Raw genomic sequence first — 1,200 nt, 5'->3', positions numbered from 1 at the left:
ACGTCGAGGCGCTGCACACCGCCTTCCGCGCCGGGCTCAAGGCGGCGTACGGCAGGATCCCCGGTCGGGGACTGCCCCGCATCGGCCCGCTGAAGGACATGTCCTACGGCGTGCGGCAGTTCCTGATGACCGACCCCGGCGGCAACAGCATCCGCGTGGGGCAGCCGATCAGCGACGACCCCTCGCACCGGCCCGCGCCCAAGGACCCCTTCGCCCGCGCGCTGCACATGGCCGACCTGTTCGCCGACTCCAAGGAGGACCTGCCGGGCGCCGCGAAGATCATCGACCGGGCCCTCGGCCTGGGCGACGAGCGGCCCACCCCCGAACAGCACCTGCGCCTCCTCGTCCTGCGCGGCGACATCGCCCAGCGGCTCGGCGACGAGGACCTGGCCGAGCGCTTCCTCGGGCAAGCGGACGGCCTCCGGCTCACCGAGGAACAGCAGGAGTCCGTGAAGGACGCCCTCGCGCGCCTCGCCGAGCTGAGGGCCTAGCCGCGTCCGTCAGCCGACGTGCACCCGCGGCCGGCGCGCCGGGTCCTGCTCCGCGCGGCGCAGGACCTCGCGGGTGACCGGCGCGACCTCGCCGTCGCCGAAGACGAGGAAGCGCAGCAGATGCCCGACCGGGTCGCCCTCGGTCCAGTTGAAGTAGGCGTGCGGCACCTGCCCCGTGCGGTCGCGGATCTCCAGGAGGACCGCGGCGATGGTGTTGGGGACGCCGGGGCCGGTGGCGCGCAGCCGCCGCGCGCCGTGCTTGCGGTCCCCCTGGACCGCCAACTCGGCGGTGAAGTCCGAGGAGTTGCGGACGAACACCTCCAGGAACAGCACGGGCTTGCCGCCGGGGATGTGCGTCTGCTCGCGCTGGCTGTACTCCTTGGCGCGGTACTCGACGGTGCTGTGCTCCTGGGGCTCGTTCGCGATGATCCGTACCGGGCCCGACGCGGCGACCTCGTCGATCAGCCGTAGCGCCTCCTCGTCGAACACCACGCCCGCCGAGCGCAGTTCGAAGGCGCGGTGCACCCGCGAGGCGAAGGAGGTGACCACGATCCCGAGGATGAACAGCGCCGCGATCTTGATGCCGTCGGGACGCTCCACGACGTTCGCCACCAGCGTGTACGCGAACACCGCGGTGATCAGACCGAAGCCGACTGTGGCCCCGCGGCGGCCCCGGTGGTGCACGGCGACCGTCGAGGCGAAGGCCGCG

1 protein-coding gene and 1 pseudogene are annotated in these 1,200 nt (G+C 72.8%); one reads left to right on the top strand and one right to left on the bottom strand.

From position 1 onward, the window contains the following. On the top strand, nucleotides 1–491 hold a 491-nt coding region (locus tag AOK22_RS38130), incomplete at its 5' end, for a VOC family protein (RefSeq protein WP_055703223.1). Nucleotides 492–500: 9 nt separating this feature from the next. Here the strand turns inward: AOK22_RS38130 and AOK22_RS38125 are convergent. Beyond that, a pseudogene (locus AOK22_RS38125) lies at nucleotides 501–1,200 on the bottom strand (amino acid transporter); the annotation flags it as partial.

The sequence above is a fragment of the Streptomyces silaceus genome, assembly GCF_001419745.1.
Taxonomy (GTDB): domain Bacteria; phylum Actinomycetota; class Actinomycetes; order Streptomycetales; family Streptomycetaceae; genus Streptomyces; species Streptomyces silaceus.
The sequence above is the reverse complement of the archived record's forward strand: the minus strand, read 5'-3'. Positions and strand labels throughout refer to the sequence as shown.